The sequence below is a fragment of the Arthrobacter sp. UYCo732 genome, assembly GCF_040547265.1.
In the GTDB taxonomy this organism is placed as follows: domain Bacteria; phylum Actinomycetota; class Actinomycetes; order Actinomycetales; family Micrococcaceae; genus Arthrobacter.
The window spans coordinates 22,438-44,212 of sequence record NZ_JBEPPJ010000026.1; the positions used below are offsets into that span (position 1 = coordinate 22,438).

The 21,775-nt window shown below is 66.1% G+C and carries 21 protein-coding genes; 9 read left to right on the top strand and 12 right to left on the bottom strand.

The features are described from left to right. Positions 1-2 precede the first annotated feature (2 nt). Positions 3-1,202 carry an NAD(P)/FAD-dependent oxidoreductase gene (locus ABIB45_RS20875; RefSeq protein WP_354217764.1) on the top strand — a complete coding sequence of 400 codons (1,200 nt, stop codon included), beginning with the start codon at positions 3-5 and terminating at the stop codon, positions 1,200-1,202. Between the two features lie 48 nt (positions 1,203-1,250). Here ABIB45_RS20875 and ABIB45_RS20880 read toward each other — a convergent pair whose 3' ends face one another. Continuing rightward, entirely contained in the window at positions 1,251-2,414 is a 1,164-nt protein-coding gene (locus ABIB45_RS20880; RefSeq protein ID WP_354217765.1) for an acetate kinase, read from the bottom strand. Between the two features lie 115 nt (positions 2,415-2,529). On the opposite strand from ABIB45_RS20880, the gene ABIB45_RS20885 reads away from it, so the two are divergent. Continuing rightward, on the top strand, positions 2,530-2,799 hold the full coding sequence (locus ABIB45_RS20885; protein ID WP_354217766.1) for a hypothetical protein: 270 nt from the start codon (positions 2,530-2,532) through the stop codon (positions 2,797-2,799). A gap of 91 nt (positions 2,800-2,890) precedes the next feature. Here ABIB45_RS20885 and ABIB45_RS20890 read toward each other — a convergent pair whose 3' ends face one another. Next, positions 2,891-3,151 carry a DUF8691 family protein gene (locus tag ABIB45_RS20890; RefSeq protein ID WP_354217767.1) on the bottom strand — a complete coding sequence of 87 codons (261 nt, stop codon included), beginning with the start codon at positions 3,149-3,151 and terminating at the stop codon, positions 2,891-2,893. Beyond that, complete coding sequence (locus tag ABIB45_RS20895) at positions 3,148-3,822, bottom strand: hypothetical protein (RefSeq protein WP_354217768.1); 675 nt, start codon at positions 3,820-3,822, stop codon at positions 3,148-3,150. The genes ABIB45_RS20890 and ABIB45_RS20895 overlap by 4 nt, the downstream gene beginning before the upstream one ends. 396 nt (positions 3,823-4,218) lie before the next feature. Here ABIB45_RS20895 and ABIB45_RS20900 point away from each other — a divergent pair, with 396 nt between their 5' ends. Together ABIB45_RS20900 and ABIB45_RS20905 are read left to right on the top strand one after the other, a co-directional pair. Then, positions 4,219-5,127, top strand: a complete 909-nt coding sequence (locus tag ABIB45_RS20900) for an ABC transporter ATP-binding protein (protein ID WP_354217769.1) — start codon at positions 4,219-4,221, stop codon at positions 5,125-5,127. Next, on the top strand, positions 5,127-6,746 hold the full coding sequence (locus ABIB45_RS20905) for an efflux permease Rv1217c-related protein (protein WP_354217770.1): 1,620 nt from the start codon (positions 5,127-5,129) through the stop codon (positions 6,744-6,746). Before ABIB45_RS20900 ends, ABIB45_RS20905 begins: the two co-directional genes overlap by 1 nt. A gap of 137 nt (positions 6,747-6,883) precedes the next feature. Here the strand turns inward: ABIB45_RS20905 and ABIB45_RS20910 are convergent, their stop codons facing one another. The 3 genes from ABIB45_RS20910 to ABIB45_RS20920 form a co-directional block, all read right to left on the bottom strand. Continuing rightward, positions 6,884-9,697 carry a winged helix-turn-helix domain-containing protein gene (locus tag ABIB45_RS20910; protein ID WP_354217771.1) on the bottom strand — a complete coding sequence of 938 codons (2,814 nt, stop codon included), beginning with the start codon at positions 9,695-9,697 and terminating at the stop codon, positions 6,884-6,886. A gap of 194 nt (positions 9,698-9,891) precedes the next feature. Next, a complete protein-coding gene (gene pta / locus ABIB45_RS20915) occupies positions 9,892-11,961 on the bottom strand; it encodes a phosphate acetyltransferase (protein ID WP_354217772.1) in 2,070 nt (689 codons plus the stop codon). 49 nt (positions 11,962-12,010) lie between these two features. Then, positions 12,011-12,259, bottom strand: coding sequence for a hotdog family protein (locus ABIB45_RS20920; RefSeq protein WP_354217773.1), 249 nt, complete (start codon positions 12,257-12,259; stop codon positions 12,011-12,013). A gap of 186 nt (positions 12,260-12,445) precedes the next feature. Here ABIB45_RS20920 and ABIB45_RS20925 point away from each other — a divergent pair, with 186 nt between their 5' ends. Continuing rightward, positions 12,446-13,798 (top strand): MFS transporter, encoded by a 1,353-nt coding sequence (locus tag ABIB45_RS20925; protein ID WP_354217774.1) that lies wholly within the window; start codon positions 12,446-12,448, stop codon positions 13,796-13,798. An 89-nt stretch (positions 13,799-13,887) separates the two neighbouring features. On the opposite strand, the gene ABIB45_RS20930 is transcribed toward ABIB45_RS20925, so the two are convergent. From ABIB45_RS20930 to ABIB45_RS20940, 3 genes are all read right to left on the bottom strand, one after another. Beyond that, positions 13,888-14,295, bottom strand: coding sequence for a VOC family protein (locus tag ABIB45_RS20930; protein WP_354217775.1), 408 nt, complete (start codon positions 14,293-14,295; stop codon positions 13,888-13,890). A gap of 169 nt (positions 14,296-14,464) precedes the next feature. Next, on the bottom strand, positions 14,465-16,615 hold the full coding sequence (locus ABIB45_RS20935) for a S1 family peptidase (RefSeq protein ID WP_354217776.1): 2,151 nt from the start codon (positions 16,613-16,615) through the stop codon (positions 14,465-14,467). 94 nt (positions 16,616-16,709) lie between these two features. Further along, the gene (locus ABIB45_RS20940; protein ID WP_354217777.1) at positions 16,710-17,426 is read right to left on the bottom strand and encodes a tyrosine-protein phosphatase; all 717 of its coding nucleotides are present in this window, start codon (positions 17,424-17,426) and stop codon (positions 16,710-16,712) included. Between the two features lie 177 nt (positions 17,427-17,603). Between ABIB45_RS20940 and ABIB45_RS20945 the strand changes: the two genes are divergently transcribed. Then, positions 17,604-18,464, top strand: coding sequence for an SGNH/GDSL hydrolase family protein (locus ABIB45_RS20945; protein ID WP_354217778.1), 861 nt, complete (start codon positions 17,604-17,606; stop codon positions 18,462-18,464). Here the strand turns inward: ABIB45_RS20945 and ABIB45_RS20950 are convergent. Next, complete coding sequence (locus ABIB45_RS20950) at positions 18,451-18,939, bottom strand: GNAT family N-acetyltransferase (RefSeq protein ID WP_354217779.1); 489 nt, start codon at positions 18,937-18,939, stop codon at positions 18,451-18,453. The genes ABIB45_RS20945 and ABIB45_RS20950 overlap by 14 nt on opposite strands. A gap of 76 nt (positions 18,940-19,015) precedes the next feature. Between ABIB45_RS20950 and ABIB45_RS20955 the strand changes: the two genes are divergently transcribed. Next, the gene (locus tag ABIB45_RS20955) at positions 19,016-19,249 is read left to right on the top strand and encodes a DUF6480 family protein (RefSeq protein WP_354217780.1); all 234 of its coding nucleotides are present in this window, start codon (positions 19,016-19,018) and stop codon (positions 19,247-19,249) included. A gap of 16 nt (positions 19,250-19,265) precedes the next feature. Here the strand turns inward: ABIB45_RS20955 and ABIB45_RS20960 are convergent, their stop codons facing one another. Both ABIB45_RS20960 and ABIB45_RS20965 read right to left on the bottom strand, forming a co-directional pair. Continuing rightward, positions 19,266-19,928 carry a pentapeptide repeat-containing protein gene (locus ABIB45_RS20960; protein ID WP_354217781.1) on the bottom strand — a complete coding sequence of 221 codons (663 nt, stop codon included), beginning with the start codon at positions 19,926-19,928 and terminating at the stop codon, positions 19,266-19,268. Continuing rightward, on the bottom strand, positions 19,928-20,386 hold the full coding sequence (locus ABIB45_RS20965) for an SRPBCC family protein (RefSeq protein WP_354217782.1): 459 nt from the start codon (positions 20,384-20,386) through the stop codon (positions 19,928-19,930). Before ABIB45_RS20965 ends, ABIB45_RS20960 begins: the two co-directional genes overlap by 1 nt. Before the next feature lie 134 nt (positions 20,387-20,520). Here ABIB45_RS20965 and ABIB45_RS20970 point away from each other — a divergent pair, with 134 nt between their 5' ends. Further along, positions 20,521-20,697, top strand: coding sequence for a CsbD family protein (locus tag ABIB45_RS20970; protein WP_354217783.1), 177 nt, complete (start codon positions 20,521-20,523; stop codon positions 20,695-20,697). Between the two features lie 101 nt (positions 20,698-20,798). Continuing rightward, entirely contained in the window at positions 20,799-21,524 is a 726-nt protein-coding gene (locus ABIB45_RS20975; RefSeq protein ID WP_354217784.1) for a dienelactone hydrolase family protein, read from the top strand. The last annotated feature ends 251 nt before the right edge of the window (positions 21,525-21,775 follow it).

Below are 21,775 nucleotides of genomic sequence, written 5' to 3' on the forward strand. Positions count from 1 at the left end.
CCGTGGCCGGGCAGCATCACGACGTCCTCATCATCGGCGGCGGCAATGCAGGCATTTCCCTGGCGGCACGCCTGCACCGGTACGGCGTCAAGGATATTGCGGTGGTGGAGCCCAAGGACCACCACCTGTACCAGCCGCTCTTTTCCCACATCGCCGGCGGCAAGGCCAAGGCTGCGGAAGCCATCCGGTCGCAGGCCTCCGTCACTCCCCGGGGTGTGGAGTGGATCCGGGACGGAGCCTTGGTTATCAATGCCGCAGCCAACACGGTCACGCTGGACTCCGGCGAGCAGATCACCTACGGCCACGTGGTGGTCTGCCCGGGCCTGCAGCTGGACTGGGACAAGATTCCGGGGCTCGCCGCCGCGGTCCATTCCCCGTTCGGAGCATCGCACTACGAGTTCGGACTGGCCCCCAAAGCCTGGACCCTGCTCAGCAGCCTCAAGGCCGGCACCGCGGTGTTCACCATGCCATCCGGACCGGCCAAATGCGCCGGGGCCGCCCAGAAACCCATGTACCTGGCCTGCGACTACTGGAAGGAACTCGGGGTCCTCGCTGACATCCGGGTGCTCATGGTCCAGCCCTATCCCACCGTCTACGGCGTGCCCGGGGTGGACGATGAGCTCAACCGGAAAATCGCGGAGTACGGCATCGAGCTGCGCCTCAACAGCGACGTGACAGCCGTTGATCCCGCCGGCCAGACCGTGCTGATCCGCGACACCGCAGCCGGGACCACCGAGGAACTCCGCTACGACGTCCTGAACGCTGTGCCGCCGCAGTCGGCACCGGACTGGCTCAAGGCTACGGATCTGCCGGCCGCCGGCGATGAAGGCGGGTTCGTGGAGGTGGACCCGGAAACCCTCCGGCACCTCCGCTACCCGAACGTCTGGTCCCTGGGCGACGCCGCCGCAACCACCAACTCAAAGTGCGGCGGCGCGCTGCGCAAGCAGAGCAAAGTATTGGCGAAGAACCTCGTGGCTGCCCGGAAAGGTGCACCGCTGAAGGAGAAGTACAACGGCTACGCGGTGTGCCCGTTCACCGTTTCCCGCTCAACCGTCGTGTTTGCCGAGTTCGACGCCGCCTACCGGCCCATGCCCACTATCCCCAAGGTCCCCACGTGGAAAGAGAGCCGTGCGTCCTGGGTGGTGGACCGCGACGTTTTCCCGCAGGTTTACTGGAACCTGATCCTCAAAGGCCGGGCCTAGTGAGAGAGCGTTGGGGAAAAAAGCGCATCAAGTGAGGGAGCGTGTGAATTAGGCGGTCGATGGGCGGACGACGGCGGCAGTCGCCTCCGCGATGGCCTGCTCTTCGTCGGTGGGCACCACCAAAACGGGAATGGCGGACTCCGGTGTGGAAATCACCCTCGGTTCCTTGGAACGCTGGCCGTTCAGGCCGCCGTCGAGCTCTATGCCCAGCGCACCCAGTTTGTCCGCCACCAGGGCCCTGAACTGGTGTGAGTTCTCGCCGATGCCCGCGGTAAACACCAAAGCCTTCGCGCCGCCGACGGCCACGTGGTAGCCGCCGATGTACTTGGCCAGCCGGTAGGACGTGACCGCGAGCGCCATGGACGCTTTGGCATCACCGGCCTCGGAGGCTTCCACCACGGACCGCATGTCGTTGTTACCGGCGAGGCCCTTCAGCCCGGATTCGCGGTTGAGCATGGTGTCGATGTCCTCCGGGGTCCAGCTGGCCCGGCCCAGGAACACGAGGATGGAAGGGTCCAGGTCGCCCGAGCGGGTACCCATCACCAGGCCCTCGAGCGGGGTGAAGCCCATGGACGTGTCCACGGATTTTCCGCCCTGGATGGCCGTGACGGAGGCGCCGTTACCCAGGTGCGCGATGACGCCGTCGAACTCTTCCACCGGCACATCCAGCAGCGCTGCGGCGCGGTGCGTGACGTATTCGTGGGAGGTGCCGTGGAAGCCGTAGCGGCGGATTCCGTGCTCAGTGTAGAGCGAGTCCGGGACGGCGTACCGCCAGGCGTGCTCGGGCAGGCTGCGGTGGAAGGCGGTGTCGAACACGGCAACCTGCGGCAGGTCCGGCCACTTTTTGGTGATGGCGCGGATGCCCAGGACGTTGGCGGGGTTGTGCAGTGGCGCCAACGGGTTGAGGCGCTCGATGGCGCGGGTGATCTCGTTGTCGATCAGGACGGGTTCGGCGAACCGCTCCCCGCCGTGCACTACCCGGTGGCCGACGGCGCCCAGCTCCAGGTCGCCGAGCTCGGCGTGGATGGCCGCGTCCACCTGCTCCAGCGCCTCCGCATGGTCCCGGGGACCGTCAATTTCGCCGTCGCCATCGCCGCCGTTGCCCATACCGATCTTCTCGATCAGCCCCTCGGTGAGCACCCTGCCGGCCGCGACGTCGCGGACCTGGTACTTGAGCGAAGATGAGCCGGAATTGATGACGAGTACAAGCATGGGGCCTCCTGAGCCTCTGTGGCGTGGTTACTGCCACTATATGTACTCGTTGCGTCGGCGGCCGAAGCCTGCATAGAGTCGGCAGACACGTTGCACCACGCAGAGAGGGACTTCCATGCCGAACGACACCACTCAGCCCGATAACACCAACCCGGACACCGACACGCCGGATTCGGCAAACACCGGCGGAACGCAGGACCCCACCGGCGTCGAGGGCGCCAACCCGGCCCTGGACGACACCGGAAAGCCCAAAGCCGGGGAAACGGGCGAGGCCGCGGAACAGCCCGAGGATCCGCAGAACCTGGACCTCACGCCGGAAGGCCTGTCCGATGAGCCGGCCAAGCAGGAGGACCCGGACAGCGTCGCCAAGCCCGAGAACAGCTAACCGCACCAAAATAGCAACGCCGGGTCACTCAATGCCCAATCCGGGCTCCGGAGAGGGCGTTAAGTGACCCAGGGTTGCAGTTGTGCGTCCGTTAGGAAACGGCCGCCGGGCGCACTGCAGTGGCCGGGTCCACGGCCTCCACGGCGATGAGGACTATCCCCAGGTCGCGGACCTTCGCGAGCACCCCGTAGAGCGCCGCCTGGTCCGCGATGCGCCCGCAGAGCTTTGTGGTGCCGTCGGCCTCGTGGGTCACCGTGAGGTCATCGAACCAGGCAGACCAGTGCTGGTCGAGGTGCCCGCCGATACGAATCTCGTACTCGGCGGGCACCTGTTGTTTCGGGGACGCACTCACCGCGTCTTCACCCGGGCCGCCGTCGCACTGCTCCGCGCCGCCGTGGTGCGCAGCCCGCTCCAGAGCGAGTAACCCAGCCCGATCAGGGCGACGCCGGTGGGAATGGCGAACAGCCTTTCGTTGAGCTGCGGCAGCAGCGGGATGGCGAGCGTCGCCACGGACCCGGTGGCAAGCAGCGCCGCTGCCCAGCGTGCCACCACCTTCGCGCGGAACAGTGCGACGCCGAAGACGAGTCCGCCGCCCAGGAACGTGACGGCGGAGGCCAGGTTGAGGACCGGCATCAGGCCGATGTCGCCGTGCACCGGCTCCCCCAGAATCAGGGCAAAGACGTCGTTGACGTAGCCGGGGTTGCTGCGGGCGAGGGTGGGAAAGACAACCGTCCCGATGACTTCGACGCTGGTCATGATCACGTAGCCGGCGCCGAACAGGAGGTAGCCAACCAAACCTAGCACTCCGGCCTGCGTCACCTGGCGCAGGTACATGCCGGTGATGCCGAGGAGCGCCAGCCCGGCCATCAGGATCTTCAGGCTTTGGCGGACCGTGTACTCGGTGGTGGTGGCGAACCCGGCGTCCAGGTGTGGGTGATTGATCTGGACGCCGATGAACAGCAGGCCTGCGGCGGCTGCGGACAAGCCGGCCCAGCGGGTGAGTTGGGTGGTGGTGACGGACATGGTGTGGCTCCCTGGGTTTGCTGCGGCGGCGGTGCGCTGCCGGTTAACTCCAAGGTAGGGACCGGAGGGGTGAGCGGGCGTCACCCCATGATGTGACTGAAAGGGTGAAACCTGGGCGGTGCGACTGCGGCGTGCTACGGGATTATGTCCCTCTGGAGTCGTTTGAGCTTTCCAGCGATCCATCCAATGAGGAGGAGCATCGTCTCGTTACGGTGATTGCTCAACGCACAGGCATGACGGGCCTGTGCTGGTGACTCTTCCACTGCGGACTGACCGGACGTAGGCTGTGGATCGGAGAGCCGGGAAGCCTGGTCGGCCCGAGGGTCAGCGTGCCCGCGGAACGCCGTGGCGACCGCCTCGGTCGTTGTCACAGGACCGAGGGAAACGGGACCCGCCATGACATCAGCAGCAGATCCGGTCATTGACGCCACACGGCTCGTGAAGACTTTCGGCAGGACGCGCGCCTTGGACGGCCTTGATCTGCACGTCGGTCCGGGCGAGGTCCACGGATTTCTTGGCCCCAACGGGGCCGGCAAATCAACAACCGTGCGGGTGCTCCTCGGGCTCATCCGCCCAACCTCGGGAGCGGTGCGGGTGTTCGGGCTGGATCCCTGGCGGGACCCGGTCCGCACCCACCGGGACATCGCCTATGTTCCCGGGGATGTGAGCCTGTGGCCGAACCTGTCGGGCGGGGAAGTCATTGATCTGCTCACCGGATTGCGCGGCGGCTCCGAGGAGCGGCTGCGCCGGGACCTGATCGCTGAGTTTGAGTTTGATCCGCGGCGCAAGGCCCGGACGTATTCGAAGGGCAACCGGCAGAAGGTGGCACTCATCGCGGCGTTCGCTCGCCCGGCCCGGCTCTATTTGCTCGATGAGCCCAGTGCCGGACTGGACCCGGTGATGGATTCGGTGTTCCGCCGGCAGGTCCAGCGCGTCAGCGCTGACGGTGCGACTGTTCTGCTCTCCAGCCATATCCTCAGCGAAGTCGAACAGCTGTGTGGCCGGGTGACGATCATCCGTTCGGGCCGGGCCGTGGAATCGGGGACCTTGGCGGAGCTGAGGCATCTGAAACTCACCCATTTCCGCGTCGAGGGGGCTGATGCTGGCACGCTGGCAGCCCTGCCCTGGTTGCAGGGAGTCCGGACCGAAGGGGATGTTGTCGAGTTTGACGTGGACGCTGCCGACCTCAAAGCTGTGTTGGAAGCGGTCTCGGCGGCTAGGATCAGCGGCCTGAATGTTTCCCCACCATCGTTGGAGTCCCTGTTCCTGAGCCATTACAGCGACTCCAGCGGCAAGGTGCTCTGATGGCCGCGATCATGAGCCTTGTGCTGGTCCAGGCACGCAGGGACCGGATGGTCCTGACCGCCGGGATCCTGGGCATCGCCTTTCTGGGATTCGCCGTGGCAGGTGGGGTGGCCACAGAATTCGCGGACCAGGCCGACAGGGCGGCGATCATCAGTGTGGCGGCGGTGAGCCCGGCGTTCCTGTTCGTCCGCGGCCTGCCCGACGGGACCGGTATCGGTGCGGTGGTCTTCTTCCAGGGCTACGCCTTCACCGCCGTGCTCGCAGGACTAATGAGCACGTTTCTGGTCATCCGACATACCCGTACCGATGAAGAGCTCGGCCGCGCGGAGCTCATCGGGTCCGTGCCGATCCCGCGGGCCGCGTCAATGACAGCAACCCTTCTTCTGGGGACAGCCGCGAACGTGGTGCTGGCTCTGTGCGTGGCCGCAGGTTTCGCCGCAGCCGGGCTGCCCGGACCCGGGGCGCTTACGGCCGGGGCCGCCGTCGGCGCTGTCGGGGCCTTTTTCGTGGCCGTCGCCGCGGCCATCGCGCAGGTCATGCCCTCAGGGCGGGCCGCCAACGGCGCAGCAGCGGGCCTGGTCGGGGCAACATATTTCCTTCGCGGTATCGGCGACGCGTTCGGCACCCCGAGCGCCGACCTGACCCAGGTCACCAGCGGATGGGTCTCGCTGCTCTCGCCCATCGGCTGGGGCCAACGCTCCCGGCCGTTCTCAGCCGCCGATCCCGCGCCGCTGCTGGTCTTGATGGGGGCGGCCGCCGCCCTGGCCGTGACCGTACTCGTGATCAGAAGCGGCAGGGATCTGGGCGCCAGCCTGCTGCCTGAACGTGCGGGCCGAGAGCGTGCCGGCGCCGGGGGCGGCTCGTTCCTGGGCTTGGCTTGGCGACAGCAGCGGCCCACCCTGATGGGCTGGTGCTTCGCCGCGGCCCTGCTGGGAGGCATCGCCGGTGGGCTCGGGCCCGTGGTCACAGACGTGATTGGCGGCAATGAATCGCTCCGGGAGCTGATCGCACGGCTTGTCCCGGGCAGCCGGGCGGAGATCATCGATGTGTTCACCGCTGCCCTGCTGGGCATCGCCGGTGTCCTGGCCGCAGCCGCCGGCATCCAGGCGGTGCTGCGGCTCCGCGCAGAAGAAGCTGAGGGCCGGGCCGAACTTCTCCTGGCCACGCCCCGCTCCCGGGCACGGTGGCTTGGCGCAAACCTGGTCCTCGCGGCGGCCTCGGTGGCGGTCGTGGCCGTCGTCGCCGGGACCGCAGCGACCATCGGCCTTAGTCTCTCCGGCATGGCGAACGGCCCGCCGGGCCTGCTGGTGGCTGCCGCCTTGGCGCACGCCCCGGCCGCCGCTGTGTTCGTCGCGGCAACGGCGGTCCTCTTCGCAGCCGCGCCCAGGTTGAGTATTCCGCTGGGGTGGGGCATATTGGCTGGCGGCCTGGTCCTGGGTCAGCTCGGTGAACTGCTGCGCCTGCCCGCCTGGCTGCAGGACATGAGCCCGTTCCGGCACTCCGCGGCGATGCCCGTCGAGCCATTCGACCCCGCAGCCGCCCTGATCATGACCGCTATCGCCCTCGCCGGGGCGGGGATTGCCGCATACCTGCTCCGGCGGCGCGACCTCACCGCATGAGGCCAAGTCTCGGACAAGTGGTGCCCGTAAGGTGAACCAACGCGAACGTACCTCGTCAGGGGTAGATATTGCGTGCGTTCCGCGACGACCCTAGTTCAAAACCTACATCGCTGAAACCCCATGCCAGGGCCGATAAGTCACAGCAGGCCGCGGTCGTGCGCCCGGCCGACCGCCGACCGGCGGCTGGTAACGCCGAGTTTGGTGAAGATGTGCTTGGTATGAGTGCGCAGGGTGTTGTGCGAAATGAACAGCGCGCGGGCGATCTCCGGCCCGCTCAGCTCGCTGCCGAGGAGCCTGAGCACCTGCAGTTCCCGCTCGCTCAGCGGGTCAACGTACGACGGCGGCCGCTCCCCTGATTGCGAAGGTTCCGGTCGCGGGGATTGCGACTGCCGGGGTTCCGTTTGCGGACCGGCACCCGCGGTGAGCACGCGCTGAGCCCTGGCGGCAGCCCCGCCGTCGTGCGTTCCCACACTGTTTGCCTCACCGGCTGCACCACGCAGCAGCTCCAGCATGGGCGCCCCTTCGTCGAGGAACAGCCGCACGTATTGATCCGGTTCGGGGGATCCCGTCAATGCAGCGCCGAGCGCTTCCTGTGCCTCGCGGCGATGGCCCAGGACGTGGTGTGCCAGAGCCTGGAGCATGTGGATCTCCACCACGCTGCCCGCACGGCCGGATGCCGCGGCGCTCGCGAGCAACCGGTCCAGCAGGTCGATGACTCCCCCGGCGGCTCCGCTCTCCGGCTCGGCCCGCTCCTGCGCCATCAGCAGGCGAACCAGGGTGAGGTGGCTGTACTCCTGCATGTAGCTAACGCTGTCGGCGGCAGCAACCCCGGCCGCTCGTGCCCATGTGGCGGCCGTGGAGAACTTGCCTTGCCGTATCCAGACCCGGGCTTTGATGGCCGGGATGGGGCGCACATCCGGAAAGAACCCCGGCCGGAACAGCTGCTCCGCCTGGTCCAGGTAGCTGATGGCGCCGTCCGGGTTGCCCTCGTCCTGGGCCACCAGCGCCGTCGCCACGTACCACCGGTAGCGGCTTTCGGTCATCGGGCCTTTCGCCACAAACGCGGCGGCGGCCTCAAGGTGCTCCAGGGCGGCGCTGAGGTCGCCGGCCTGGCGGCAGATCTCGCTGAGTGCCACGTGCAGCTCAGCGCTCGCGCGCACCAGTGATTCTCCCTGGGTTTCGGCCTGCTGCAGCGCGAGCTCGCAGATTCGGTGCGCCTCACCGGACCGGCCTGCCACCTGCCACATGTCGGCAAGGATGACGGTGCTGCTGAGCTCGTCCAGCAGGTTTCCAGCCGCGCGCAGGCTGGTAACAGCCAGCGTGAAGGTCTCCAGCGCCCCCGGCACATCGCCCTGCGCCCACGCAGCCAGTCCAAGGAAGGCGCCCGCCGCGCCACGGGCAAAGTTGTGGTTGGGGCCGGCCAAATCAAGGGCCTTCCGGGCGTGGGCCGTCGTGCCGGCCACGTCCCCCATGGCCTGCGCCAGCGAGGCCCGGTACATGGCGATGGTCGCCGGCAGCATCCCGAGCTCCTCGGGATCAACGGAGGGATCAACGGAGGGATCAACGCCGGCAGGCTCGGTGCTGGCGGGCTCCCTGCCCGGCAGTGAGCGCTCCGCGCCTGCCAAGGCCCTCTCGGCGTCGTCGAACCGCTGTTCCACCCCCGACAGCTCACCGGCCGCCATCAGCATCCCGCCGTAGAACACGCTCAGCACGGCGCTGCGCCGGATGGCAGCATCCGGCAGTGCCTTCAGCCAGCCGAACAGCACTGCGTCCTGGCGGCTGCGCCGGAGCACCGGCACGGCCAGCTCCACCAGACGGGCAGCGCGGTCAAAGTCCCGGCCGGCCAGGGCGTGCCGGACGGCATCTTCAAGGTGTCCCTGGGACTCGTGCCAGTGGCTGGCGCGCTGATGCAACAGCGGAATCCGCCCTGGCTCCTCGCTGAGCAGGCGGCCCCGCAGGACGTCGGCAAAGAGGTGGTGGTAGCGGTACCACTCGCGGTGATCGTCGAGCGGGATGACAAAAAGGTTGGCGCGCTCCAGGGTCACCAGCATGCCGCCGCCGCCAGAGCGGCCGGTCACGGCATCACAGAGCGGGCCGGTCAGCTTATCGAGGACCGCGGTGTGCAGCAGGAAACTGCGGACGGCGTCCGGCTGCCGCTCCAGCACTTCCTCCACCAGGTAGTCCACGATGTAGCGGTCGTTCCCGGCGAAGCGCTCAATAAAACCCTCGACGTCGTCACGGCCCCGGAGCGAGAGGGCGGCGAGCTGGAGCGCGGCAATCCATCCCTCCGTCCGCTCATCCAGCGTGGACACCTGCCCTGCACCCAGGTCCAGTCCGGCCACGTCATTGAGGTAGGCGGCCGTCTCGTCCGGGGTGAACCGCAGGTCGGCGGCGCGGATCTCCACCAGCTCTCCGCTGACCCGCCAACGGGACAGCGGCAGGTCAGGGTCCGAACGGGTACTGAGCACAACATGGACCTGCGGCGAAAGGTGTTCCAGGAAGGACGCCATGCCGGTACCTACGTCGTGGCCGTCCACAGCGTGGTAATCGTCCAGCACCAGCCACACGTCCCGGGGCACTGCCGCGAGGTCGTTCACGAGCGAAGTGAGGACAAGTTCGGTTGCCAACGGCGTGGACGCGATAAGCTCCAGCGCCGCGGAACCAACGCCGGGCACCGCGCTTCGGAGCGAGGTGGCAACGCAACTCCAGAACGCGGCCGGCTCGCTGTCCGCCGGATCCAGCGAGAGCCAGGCAACGCAGCGGTCCGGGCCGGCTGCCTCAGCCAGCCAGTCGGCCAGGAGGGCGGTCTTCCCGAACCCGGCCGGCGCGGACACCAGCGTCAGCACGGATTCCGCGCCGAGGCGCAATTTCTCCCGCAGCCGTGGGCGTGCCACAAAACCCCGGCGCGGCGCGGGGACATAAAACTTGGTGGCAGCAATCGAGCGTTTCATCTGCTCCTTCTCCCGCCCATGCGGCGGCGACACAGAAGCTCAGCCAGCTGCCGCCGTCGAACGTTAACCCCTAAACGGCCGCCGGGCCGCCCCCAACGCGGGGTCACTAAATGCCCCATTTGGGCTCCGGAAAGGGCATTAAGTGACCCCGCGTTGCTGTCTGCTATGGCTCACGAGGACTGCGCCCCATGGCTCTAGGCCTGCGCCTGGATGGCCGTGATGGCCACCGTGTTCACGATGTCCTCCACGGTGCAGCCGCGGGAAAGATCGTTGACCGGCTTGCGGAGCCCCTGCAGGACGGGCCCGACGGCGACCGCCCCCGAGCTCTGCTGCACCGCCTTGTACGTGTTGTTGCCGGTGTTCAGGTCGGGGAAGATGAACACCGTCGCCTGCCCGGCCACCGATGAACCCGGCATTTTGGACTCGGCAATGGACGCGTCCACGGCGGCGTCGTACTGGATGGGACCTTCGACGGCGAGATCCGGGCGGCGTGCACGCACCAGTTCGGTGGCCTGCCGGACTTCGTCCACCGCCCCGCCGGAGCCTGAGGCGCCGGTGGAGTAGGACAGCATGGCCACGCGTGGCTCCACCCCGAACTGCGCGGCGGTTTCCGCCGACGCCTGGGCGATGTCCGCCAGCTGCTCCACGTTCGGGTCCGGGTTCACGGCGCAGTCACCGTAAACCAGCACCCGGTCCGGCATGAGCATCAGGAACACCGAGGACACGATTTTCACGCCGTCGCGGGTCTTCACGAACTCCAGCGCGGGGCGGATGGTGTGCGCGGTGGTGTGCGCGGCGCCGGACACCATGCCGTCCACCACGCCCAGCTGGACCATCATGGTGCCGAAGTAGCTGCCGTCCTGCATGGTTTCGAGTGCTTTGGCCAGATCCACGCCTTTGTGCGCGCGGAGTTCGGCGTACTTTTCGGCGAATTTTTGGCGCAGCTCCGAGGTGGCCGGGTCCACGATGTTGATCCCGGAGAGGTCGATGCCGTTGGCCGCGGCAAGCTCGCGCACGTCTGATTCGGGCCCGAGCAAGGTGAGGTCGCAGACGTCGCGGCGGTGCAGGATTTCGGCGGCCCGCAGGATCCGCACGTCCGTCCCCTCCGGCAGCACCACATGCCGGCGCTGCCCGCGGGCCCGCTCGATGAGGTCGTGCAGGAACCGCAGCGGGGTCATCCGTTCCGGACGTGGCAGGTGGAGCCGTTCCACCAGCTCGGCCTCATCCACACGTTTGGACCAGAGGCCCAGGGCGGAGGCCACCTTGCGGCGGTGCCCGGACCAGATCTCACTCCTGACCTCGGAAACGCGTTTGGCAGTCAGGTAGGTGTCCTCGGAAGCGGCAAACACCGGGAACGGGGCCTGCGCCAGGAGCGGGTAGATGTTGGCATCCGGCGCCAGGCCGCCGGTGAGGATCAGTGCCGATGGCACGGGGAACTCGGGCGAGAACGACGACGCCAGGCAGGCCACCATCACGTCCGCCCGGTCACCGGGAACGATCACCAGGGCACCCTCTTCGAGCACGTTCAGGAAGTTGCCCACGTTCATGGCCGCGACCTTGATGTCCCGCACGTCGCGTTCCATGTCCGCGCGGCCGGCGATCTGCCGCACACCCAGGGCGGCGGCCACCTCGCCGGTGGTGGGCCGGGCGATCTCGTCCAGCTCAGGCAGGATGTAGACAGGCCGGCCGGAGGCGCCCACCGTCACCTCGGCGGCGATCCGCTCCACGAGCGCGGGATCGGCGCGGTTCACCATGATGGCCAGCAGCGAGCATTTCTCCGCGATCAGCTCCTTGCGGGCAACCTCGACGGCGGCCGCGGCTTCGGCAACGCTGAGCCCCTTTGCGCCCACCACGGCAACCACCGGCGCGGCCAGGTTATTGGCCAGCCGGGCGTTGAGGTCAAACTCGACGGCGGCGTCCTGGCCGGTCAGGTCAGTCCCCTCCACAATCACCACGTCGCAGTCCTTGGCGATGTCAGCGAAGATTTCCACGCAGCGGGCGTCGATCTCGGCCCGCTTTCCGTCTGCGAGGAGGGCACGCACCTCGGCGGACGTCAGGCCGCCGCGGCACCGGTCGTCGTCGAGCCCGAAGCGTGCCTTCATCAGCGCCACCATGGGGTCATCCGCCGTATCCGGGCCATGGACCACCGGTTTGAAGAAGCCGATCCGGTCCGCGTGCCGGTGGAGCGTGTCCGCGAGGCCCAAGGCTATAAGGGATTTGCCCGAGCCCGGAGTGGTTGCGCTGACATAAATGCCTTTGGCCATGGTCCGCCCTTTGCTGTGCTGGTGCAGGTCTCCTCCCATCCTTGCACCTTCAGGGGTTGAGCCCGTCGAAACCCCGCCCGGCCCTGCGTGCGCGGCACAGCAAGGGGGGGAGCTGCCTTGCTTCGGAACCGCCTGCGGCGAGGCCGACAAACCGGGCTACCTCCCGGCGCGCCCTAAGCCTTGTGTCCGGGCGCGACTTCGATTCGCGTTTGTCCAGTGCCTCGCCCTCCACGCGGAGGGTGTCGCCGATGAACACCGGCTTGGGGAACTCGATGTCCCGGAAACCCAGGTTGCCCAAGGTGGTGCCCAGGGTGGTCTGACGCTAACCTCGGCCAGCGGCGGCTCACCGCACGGCCGCTTCGGTGGCAATGCCTGGCAACTTGTTGCCAGTTTTTGGCAATCGATTGCATATGCGATGCTTAACCGCTTATTGTGGTAGAGCGCCGACGCAGTGGTGGGCGCTTTCTCCAGAAAAGGAACAGCAATGACGCACAGCCCTTTGCCTACGGGAACCCCCACGCATGGTGCACTCCAACCACCGGCGGTCAACAAAACCGAGCTGCGCCGCGCTGGCTGGGCCGGCTTTATCGGCACCGTCCTGGAAAACTACGACATGGTGGTTTACGGCGTCGGCACGGCCATCATCTTCAATACCCTGTTCTTCCCCAACGTCTCCCCCGCGGTGGGCTTCATCGCCAGCTTCGGCGCATACGCCGTCGGCTTCATCGCCCGGCCCATGGGTGGCCTGTTCTTCTCCCGCTACGGTGACAAAATCGGCCGCAAGTTTGTCCTGGTGGCCACGCTGGCCCTGATGGGCACTGCAACCTTCGCCATGGGCCTGCTCCCCACCTACGAATCCGTGGGTATCCTGGCCCCCATCCTGCTGACCGTCCTGCGGTTCATTCAGGGCTTCGGCGCCGGAGCGGAAATGGCCAGCGCCGTGGTGCTGCTGACCGAGTTTGCCCCCAAGGGCAAGCGCGGAGCCATGACGTCGCTCGTCTGGGCGGGTGCGGCCGTCGGCTCCGTCTTCGGGTCCGCCGCCTGGATCCTGGTCCAGATGATGCCGCGCGAAGACCTCGAGTCCTGGGGCTGGCGCCTGGTGTTCCTCTCCAGCGCAGTGGTGACGGTAGCCGCCTACCTGATCCGCCGCAACATGAAGGAATCGCCGGTCTTCGCCGAGCTGAAGAAGGAACAAGTCGAGGCCGCTTCCCCGGTCTCGGAGGTGCTCAAGAAGGGCCGCCGGCCGCTGCGCCAGGTCTTCCTCATCAACATGGGCACGCATGCCCACTCCTACATTTACCAGGCGTTCCTGGGCACCTTCCTGATCTCCGTGGTCAACATCGACAAGGCCCTTATCCCCCAGATGCTGGCCATGGGCGGCCTCTTCGCCATCCCCGCCGCGCTCATCGCAGGACGCGCAACCGACCGCTGGGGCCGCAAGCCCGTCAACGTCTGCATCCTGGGCTTCCTCTTCCTGTTCTCCTTCCCGGCATTCTGGCTCAGCAGCACCGGTAATATCTGGCTGATTGCCCTCGTGTACGCGGTGGGCTTCACCTTTGCCGTTGAGGGCGGCATCGCAGCCCAGTCGGCCATGTACGCCGAACTGTTCGGTTCCAAGTACCGCTACGCCGGCGTGGCCATCGCCCGGGAATTCTCGGCGATCTTCGGCGGCGGCATTGCCCCGATCATCTGCTCCGCCCTGCTGGTGTGGGCCACCAATTCGTACTGGCCCATCGCCGTCTACATGATGATCGTCGTGGGCATCTCCCTGTTCCAGGCCATCAAGACTCCCGAGACCAAGGACCGCGACCTCACGCTGGAAGAAAACGCCAGCTAAATCCGCGCCTTAGCAAAAGCGGTGGCCCACGAACCGTGGGCCACCGCTTTTGTCGATCGGCGCATGGCAGAAGCCGAGCGGCGGCTGGCTCAGAGCTGGTAATCAGCCAGGCCACCCAACGTCTCGTGGACGCAGAGGATGTTGTGTTCGCTATCCATGAACCAGGCGCACTTCTCGGAGTCCGTGGTACAGATATGGTTTTCGGTCCTCCGGTTGGGCAGGTCGTAGTCCTGGAACCGGACGCCTTTGGCCTCCATGTCCTGCACAGTCCGCTCAATATCGCGCACCTCGAAGCTGAGGGCGGTGTGCTCGGAATGCTTTCCATCCGAAACCGGCTTCAACTGCAGCCTCGGACCGCCGTCGGTACCGAGCAATTCGCTGCCATCGTCTGTCATTCCGCGGTGCGGGAGGCCCAGTTTCTCGGTATAGAAACTGCGGGCGCGCGCTGCGTCATCAACGGGCAGGATGGTTGTGGCTGAGTTCAGGGCTAGGTTCATTTGGCCACCTCCTACGAGAGAAATTTTACGCCCGCACAGCTCCAAACGCTCTCTCACTTCCTGCATGTTTCCGGCCCGCGATACTCCGACGTGGACCGGCGTGGGTGACAAGAAGTGAGAGAGGATCGGTCAGAACCCGCATTAAGTGAGAGAGCGTTCTGGGGGCGGGTTACCTAAGCTGCCGCTTGCGCCGCCGGACCAGCGCCAGGAACACACCGCCGACGGCGAGCGCTCCGGCTGCGATGCCAGCGGCCAGGAGGAGTCCGGACACACCGGTGTTGGCCAGGTTCACGGACCGGTCATCCCCCAGCGGAAGTACGACGGCGGCGCTGTTGCCTAAGGGAGCCGACGCACCGTTTGCCGCGGGCACCGCCGCCGGAGTTTCGACCGGCGCGGGCGTAACCGCCAGCTGGGCCGGCGGGGCCGGCTGGGCCGACGGGGCCGGCGGGGCCGGCGGGGCCGGCTGGACAGCTTCGGGCGTGGGAGCCGCTGCAGCGAACTCAAACGCGGTGGGCCCCGATGTACTGAACCCATTGACTGTTTCGGCAGTAAAGCGCAGGGGCCCGGACACGGCAGGGGCCGTAAACGACCACGCGCCGGCCAAATCCGCGGGGACTTCAATCGGCGTCTCACCGGCCACGGTGATCCTGACCTTCGAACCTGCTGCGACTGCCGACGCCGGCGCCGCGGGCACCCGTCCCGTGACGGTCTGGCCGGCGTCGAACGCTGCACCCGGGGCGTGCGAGGTCACCGTCGGCTTGTTGAGGAACAGTTGGAGCTGGACTCCTCCTGGGATGCTGGTGACCGAGTCCTCAAGAGTGGCGGCAATGGCTCTCGTCTGTACGCCTTCGAGCGATTCGGCCCCCGTGTGCGTGCCGACGGCATAGTTGCCGCTGATCCAGGGGCCGCCGGAATCACCGCCTGCCGACTTTACGGATGCTGAGTCGAAGGCACGAACTGGGCGCAGGTCATTGTCGTAATCCGGCGGCACGCTCTTTGACCCAGGCATCATCACGATCGCAATCGAATCGATGGCGCCACACTTCCACCCCGTTGTCCGCCCCGATCGGCAGACGGGTTCGCCCTGCAAGGGCGCCGTGGTCCCCACGATCTTGACCGGATCCGGAGTTTTTACAGTGCCCCACGTGGTGGCAGCCGGCTGAAGATTGAGGTCGCGGGTGATGTCCCGGAGGACGGCGATATCCGTGCCGACGACGGCGCCGTCCACTGTTGCCGCCGCATTGTTCGGGCCGCCAAACTGGCTGAACCCGAAACTACCGAGCGGCGCCAGCGAAGGTAGCGTCGAGGGAGCGGGAGCAGTGGTCCGGGCTGCTGGAGCCCAACTGAGCGGCTCAAGACTGGCAGCCTTGGCCAAACCGTCTTTAGTGCAGTGCCCGGCAGTGAGTACAAGCGGCAGCCCAGTGGGGCCAAACGCGCTGAAGCCCGTCGAGCACGTGGCCAAATTGTCGACGAAGTATCCTTGGCCGCCGAAAATATCGTCCTCGGTTTTGACGGCTGCCCCCTTCTCCAGCTGGACGTTCGTGTAGCGGGACACGAACTGGGCAGGGGTCAACTTTTGGCCCGTCGCCGATCCATTCGCGGACGCCTGCGGTGGGCCCACACCGGTTAGGTTGCCCGGGATGTCGGACTCCGAAGTATTCGCAGAACCGGTGCGGATCACGAAGTGCCCGTCGGTGTAGGCCACTGCCTGAAGACCTCGGGTTCCAACGTCCCGGACATAGGCCTGGAACAGCTGATCTATGTTCTGCGCCAACACCTCCGGTTCAGAAGAAGAGGGAGTGGGCGAGGCAGCCTTGGATGCGGGCGTTGGAGGCTGTGCTGGCGGTTCAGGGGTTGACGGCGCCACCAGCACAAAGCTTGCAGGGCCGGGGTGGTTCAGCTCATCCACTTTGGATTGGAGGGCCGGGCCCGCACCCTGAACCAGGATCTTGCTATTCTTCAGACTGACGCCCACAAAGCCTTGGACTACTTGTAAGGACTTCATGGCTCCGGCTGCCCGCCGCCCAAGTTCCCCGGCGGCGTTGAATTCCGGCAAGTTCATGCCCAGATCACGAAGGACCGCCTCGGAAAGGCCTGCCTCAGAGGGACCGGCCGACGGAAGGCCAGCAGTTGGTACGTTGCCAGCCAGACTGGTGGCACCGCCGGCGCTGGGATCATTCGTACCCGAACTACCCGGGGTTGAGCTTTCCGTAGTGACCACTCCCGGGAAGGCCCCAGCCGGGACGGCGCCGAAGCCCAAGGCCAAGGCCAGGGCCAGGGCCATTCCAGCAAGTGTTCCTGCGGCGAAAATTCGTTTCATTCGGGTAGCCGTTCGCTCAAGTACGTCCATTCCGCCCGTGAGCCGTAACCCCTTCTCACGTGCCCGTTACCAGCTGTCACACTGGCCACATACATCACAAGGGTAACCGGCCGCCAACGAGGCGTTCAACGGCGGCGACTTCTTCAGGAGACAGGCCGTTCTGCAGCAGGAATGTCCGGGTATCCAGGTCCCGGACAAATTTCACCACGGTCCGGCCGCGTTGCTCCAGCAGGGGCGTCAGTTCGGCGTCGTGGAGATAGCGTTCCCGCGCGTGGGGAGGCCCGTGCGTCCGGTAGCGCTGGTTGATGCCGCGGGCCGCTTTCGCGTAGCCGTCAGCGATGAGTTGGTCGGAGTGGCCGGCGAGATCCTGCAGCATCGATGCAACCATCCCGCTGCGGTCCCGGCCGGCCGCGCAGTGGATGACCACGGCACCGCTTGCGACCGCGGCCACGGTGCGGAAGACTTCCACGAACTTCTCCGGGTAAAGCCTGACGTTGTGCAGGTAATGGGAGGGATCGTTCAGGTAGGGCCCGCACAAGGCAGTGAATCGCGGATCGTCGGGCTCCTCCGTGGGGGCGATGACGATGTTCACTCCAGACCACGCGTTGTCAGTTACAGCCGGGTCCGTTTCCCGGCGCAGCGCCTCGCGGGGGTGACGCAGATCCACCACGGTGCGGACGCCGTCGTCGTATGCCTCCTGCCACCCGGTTTCGGTGAGCCATTCGCGCCGCCCCATGCGGTAGACGCCGCCCGCGACGTGCCAGGCATTAACGGCCCCGTCCCAGCCCACGGCCCCGCCTCGTTTGTCCACCCGCAAAGCTAAGCACAAACCCGTTCCCGGCTCCATGCGCGGATGCCAGTATTCACACGTAGCCGAGCATACGGAAAGTCGAGTACACCCACTCAGTGACGGGTGCGGGCATGGGGCGTACGGTAATCATTACCCGTTTGTGTCTCTCGTCCAATTGAACAATCTGAGGGGAATCCGATGGCAACGACAACAGTACGACGGCGGCGCTCGGCATTTGCAGCTGGACTCGCCACCCTGGCAATGGTTCTCGGTCTCGCAGCGGCCCCTGCCCAGGCCGTGGCTAAAATCGACTATTACGTTGCTCTGGGCGACTCGTACGCCGCCGGGCAGGGGGCCGGACCCTACCTGGACGCTTGTTTTCGCAGTGAGAATGCCTATTCCGAACTCGCGGATAACCTAAAAACCGTTAAGAAGGTCACAAATGCGGCGTGCGGCGGCAGGACGACCCAGGGCGTGGTGAACGAACAGCTTGGCCAACTGAACAGGAAGACTGAACTCGTTACCATCACCGCCGGCGGCAACAACCTCGGGTTTGCGAATATCGTCACCTATTGCGGGGCAGTCGCCTTTGGGGATACCACCGCAGGTCCGGCGTGTGGGGTTGCCAGCGCCTACGCGGAGGCCCAGTTCACCACCGGGCAACTGTACGTCGACGTGCTTTCGATGATTCAGAGCGTGCACGCCGCCGCGCCCAACGCCAGGATTGTGGTGACCGGATACCCCTACCTCTTTGATCCCATAGCCGATGGGCGGACCGATTCCTTGGCCCTATTCACCTACCAAGCCACCAAACTGGCCGACAACCTAGACGGAACTATCGCGCTCGCTGCCACCAAGGCGGCCCTAGGCGGAATCGACGTGAATTACGTCGACGTCAGGATGGCATTCGCCGGTCACGGCATTATGACTCCTGATCCGTGGATAAATTTCGGCAGCCCCGCGGTGGCTGATAACTTCCATCCGAACGCTCAGGGTTATCAAGCGTACTTCGCAGCACTGAGCGCCGCCGGGGCCTATTTGGCTTCTAAGCGCGCTTAGCGAGCCTGTGTTCGAGCCCGTTCCGGACCATGGGCCACTCGTGTTCCAGGATGGAGAACACCATCTTGTCGCGCAGCACGCCGTCGGACGTCCGGCGGTGGCTTCGCAGCACGCCGTCCTGCTTGGCGCCGAGCCTGGCAATGGCCTCCCGCGACTGCCAGGTGTAGCCGATCTCCACGCGGGGCGTGGCGGCGTCGACATTGCAGTATGTGGTCATGCCGATGATCCGGCCCGGCCCACCCGTGGCCGGATCGATCAGCCGGGTGGTGAACGGCAGCATGGACCTCTGCTCCTGCATCGCCAGCCTGCGGTGGATCTCCGCGGCCATCTCCTCCGGCCGGGGAACGGCCGCGTACCAAAGCTTCCAGAGCTCGCCGTCCCGGGCTGCCGCCATCAGGCCATCGTGGTGCCCAGGCGTCAGCTGCTCAAGGATGACGTGCCGGCCGGTCAGCGTAACTGGTTCAAGAAAATTCACTGCACCAGCCTAGGTCCATCAACGGCTGCCGGTTACTCTGGGGACACCACCAGGACGCCGAGACGAGGGAGTTATCGTGTCAGGACCTAACCCCGATCCGCAGGAGGACAAGATCACAGGCCTGGAACCGGGCGGTGGTGTTCCTCCCGGCGAAACACCGCCCGGCGAGGGTTCCGTGGCAGGCACTCACGAGCCAACGCAACGTGGTTCCGGAAAGGGCCAGCAGGTTTTTTGGATCGCAGCCATCTCAGGCGGAGTGCTGCTGTTCCTGCTCTTTTTCATCGGCTACATCGTGGGGTTCTTCGTCTGACCACCCGCCGCCCCGGTCAGGCGACCACTACGCCCAGGTGACCTGCCAGAAGCGGTGCCATCAGGCTCAGCTGGTACTCATCGATCACCAGTCCGGCCAGACTGCCGAGCCCGCTGAGGGTCCGGACATCCGTGCCGCGGAGATCGAAATCCTTCACTCTGGCGCCGGTCAGGTCCAACGTCCCGATGGTGCAGTTCTTTAGCGCCACCCTGGTCCCGGCGGCGGAACCCAGGTCGAGTTCGTTGATGATGCAGTCGGTGATGAGCACGTCCGTCAGTCTGGCGCCCCGCAGGTTCAGGAAGTCCAGTTTCCCGCCGTCGATCCGCACCGATTGCCAGCCGCTCTCGTAGAGCTCGGCGGACCCCAGCCGGGGGTTGTTCAGCTGCACATCGCGCCACGTGGAGCGGGCTGCCGTGAAAACGGGGGCGTACAACCCGGACAGGACACAATCGCGGAAACCAGCCCCCCGAAGTTGGGTGTCGTTAAAGGAGGCGCCCTGGAAATCACACTCAGCGAACTCCGTGCCGCTCAACTCCAGCCCGTCGGCGGCCACACGGCTGTACCGGACGCCGTCGTACTTTTCACCACGCCGGAAGTCCGGCGCAGGATCGTCGGAGAGGTCCTCCAGCCGGACCCCGCTGACGCGGGGACCGGTGACCTTGGGCGGCTTGACCGCCACTACAGCGATTCCGCTTTGGCCGCGATTTCCGCCAGATCCTTGGCCAGAGCCTTGCGCGTGATGCTCATGCCGATTTTTCCGAACAGCGCCATGGTGATCTTGCTGAGCACGGTGGGCTTGACCACGTCGGCGCCGAACGTCAGCGTGAGGTCTGTGCCGCCGTCGCGCTCGGCCAGGCTAAAGCGGGTGGTGTAATCGGCGCGGCCCTGGAGTGCCTTGACTGTGGTGCCGCGGGGCGGGTCAGCCTGGGCCACCCACATTTCCACCGTTTCCGCCCGGCCCATCATGGTCCGCGTTTCCTTCCAGCGCGTTCCTTCGCCATAGGGCCCGTCGTTCAGCATCTGCACGGAATCGATGCCGGACAGGGTGGCGGCGGAGCCCGGGATGTCCGAGATGACGGCCCAGACCTTGTCCGGACTGGCATGGATGTGCTGGGTCAGGGTTGTTTCGTGGTCCATGCATCGAGCCTAGCGGGGCCCGCTGACATTTAGCAGACAACGGTGGTGCCAGGCACTTGAAATGGTAAGCATGCTTTGTGTTATGGTGAAAATGCACTGTTCGATCCAAAGGAAGCGAAAGGTGGCCGGAAACCATGGGCCTCGGAGACAAGATCAGCAACGAAGCAGAAAACCTCGGCGGCAAGGCAAAGGAAGCGACCGGCAAAGCCACCGACAACGACCGACTCAAAGCAGAAGGCCAGACCGACCAGGTCAAGGCTGGCGCCAAAAAGGTCGGCGAAGATGTCAAGGACACCTTCAAGAAGGACTAATTCGTCTTGAACCGGACGGCGGTGGGTTCCCCTGGGGATCCGCCGCCGTTCTTTTTGCCCCTCCCCCATCGGCTGCAATGAAGAGCGGCTACCCTAGGCCCATGACCCACGTCGACCTGAGCGCCGAAAGTGCCGCTGCCGGAGGTTCGCCCTCCCTGGGCGGTTACCTCGCTACACCTTCCGGAGCCGGCCCGTTTCCAGCCGTCCTGATGATCCACGAAGCCTTCGGCCTGACCGACCTCATGCGCGGGCACGCAGACCGGCTGGCCCGGGCAGGCTACCTGACGCTGGCGGTGGACCTGTTCAGCGACGGCGGTACCCGGGGCTGCCTGGTCAGCACCATGCGGAGCATGATGGCCGGGAGCGGCCGGGCCTTCACCGACCTTGCCACCGCCCGGACCTGGCTGGCCATTTCGCCGCTGTCCACGGGCAAAACCGGGGTGATCGGGTTCTGCATGGGCGGCGGCTTTGCGCTGCTGGTGGCCCGCGACGGCTTCGACGCGGCCTCGGTTAACTACGGGCGTCTGCCGGGGAATCTTGAGGACGCCCTCCGCGGCGCCTGCCCCATCGTGGCCAACTTCGGCGGCCGCGACATCACCCTCAAGGGGGCAGCCGGCAAGCTCGAATCAGCACTGGACAACCTCGGCATCGAAAACAGTGTCAAGGAATTCCCCACCGCCGGCCATTCGTTCCTGAATGATGCAGACGTGGGCCCGGCGGTGTTGCGTCCGCTGATGCGCGTCATGGGCATCGGCCCGGATCCGGAATCCTCCCCCGAGGCATGGCAGCGGATCGAGGACCACTTCGCCAGGTACCTCAAGGAATAATTGCCCCTCCACGGCGAAGTTTCGACAGGCTCAACCACCGGTGACCCGCCCAACCACCGAGCGGCGAGCTCAACCACCGACGACGACGGCGGGCCGCCCCCGAGAGGGTGACCCGCCGACGTCGTACTTCTTTGCGTCCTGCACAGACGCGGAAAGCCCTAGGTGCGTGGGTCAGAAATGACAGGCCCTAATTCTTAAAACGCCGACAGAATAACCATGTCCTCGTAGGGGCGGCTGGGAGAATCGTGGGC

Excerpts from the sequence above, each read along its gene's own strand:
- ABIB45_RS20880 (WP_354217765.1), bottom strand. The coding sequence starts at position 2,414 with ATGCTTGTACTCGTCATCAATTCCGGCTCATCTTCGCTCAAGTACCAG.
- ABIB45_RS20885 (WP_354217766.1), top strand. The coding sequence starts at position 2,530 with ATGCCGAACGACACCACTCAGCCCGATAACACCAACCCGGACACCGAC.
- ABIB45_RS20895 (WP_354217768.1), bottom strand. The coding sequence starts at position 3,822 with ATGTCCGTCACCACCACCCAACTCACCCGCTGGGCCGGCTTGTCCGCA.
- ABIB45_RS20900 (WP_354217769.1), top strand. The coding sequence starts at position 4,219 with ATGACATCAGCAGCAGATCCGGTCATTGACGCCACACGGCTCGTGAAG.
- ABIB45_RS20905 (WP_354217770.1), top strand. The coding sequence starts at position 5,127 with ATGGCCGCGATCATGAGCCTTGTGCTGGTCCAGGCACGCAGGGACCGG.
- ABIB45_RS20910 (WP_354217771.1), bottom strand. The coding sequence starts at position 9,697 with ATGAAACGCTCGATTGCTGCCACCAAGTTTTATGTCCCCGCGCCGCGC.
- pta (WP_354217772.1), bottom strand. The coding sequence starts at position 11,961 with ATGGCCAAAGGCATTTATGTCAGCGCAACCACTCCGGGCTCGGGCAAA.
- ABIB45_RS20925 (WP_354217774.1), top strand. The coding sequence starts at position 12,446 with ATGACGCACAGCCCTTTGCCTACGGGAACCCCCACGCATGGTGCACTC.
- ABIB45_RS20930 (WP_354217775.1), bottom strand. The coding sequence starts at position 14,295 with ATGAACCTAGCCCTGAACTCAGCCACAACCATCCTGCCCGTTGATGAC.
- ABIB45_RS20935 (WP_354217776.1), bottom strand. The coding sequence starts at position 16,615 with ATGAAACGAATTTTCGCCGCAGGAACACTTGCTGGAATGGCCCTGGCC.
- ABIB45_RS20945 (WP_354217778.1), top strand. The coding sequence starts at position 17,604 with ATGGCAACGACAACAGTACGACGGCGGCGCTCGGCATTTGCAGCTGGA.
- ABIB45_RS20965 (WP_354217782.1), bottom strand. The coding sequence starts at position 20,386 with ATGGACCACGAAACAACCCTGACCCAGCACATCCATGCCAGTCCGGAC.
- ABIB45_RS20970 (WP_354217783.1), top strand. The coding sequence starts at position 20,521 with ATGGGCCTCGGAGACAAGATCAGCAACGAAGCAGAAAACCTCGGCGGC.
- ABIB45_RS20975 (WP_354217784.1), top strand. The coding sequence starts at position 20,799 with ATGACCCACGTCGACCTGAGCGCCGAAAGTGCCGCTGCCGGAGGTTCG.